This is a genomic window from Pseudoalteromonas sp. S3178 (assembly GCF_005886985.1).
In the GTDB taxonomy this organism is placed as follows: Bacteria; Pseudomonadota; Gammaproteobacteria; order Enterobacterales; family Alteromonadaceae; genus Pseudoalteromonas; species Pseudoalteromonas carrageenovora.
In genome coordinates, this window is the sequence record NZ_PNCW01000229.1 from 1 (window position 1) to 362 (window position 362).

Below are 362 nucleotides of genomic sequence, written 5' to 3' on the forward strand. Positions count from 1 at the left end.
AAGTGCATTCATAACAGCAGCGGGACCTTTTTCAAAACGAACACCTTTAACAAACCATGCAGCACCCAATGCATTTGCATTTTGCTGTGCTACCGGCTGATTGGTTTGTGGATCCGGGCCTATCACATATTTTGTATTCAGCATATTCAATACCGGCAAACAGTTGGGGAAATTATACAATTGCTTCTCAATTAGATCCTGATAAATGCTCAGTTTGGCTGGATGATAACCCCCGATCGATTTATGAAAATAGGCGGATAGTGCACCCGCGTTAAAAGCATTCGAAATACCTCTGGATACATCTAATACACGGTAGTAGCTTGTATCTTTTAGTATAGAGGCATCGGCAGCTGAAGGCGTAA

Annotated in this window: 1 protein-coding gene; it reads right to left on the minus strand. The window is 42.3% G+C overall.

All coding sequences use genetic code 11. The features are described 5' to 3' along the window. The coding region (locus CWC11_RS22875; RefSeq protein ID WP_212748104.1) for a hypothetical protein at positions 1 to 362 on the minus strand (362 nt) is incomplete at both ends.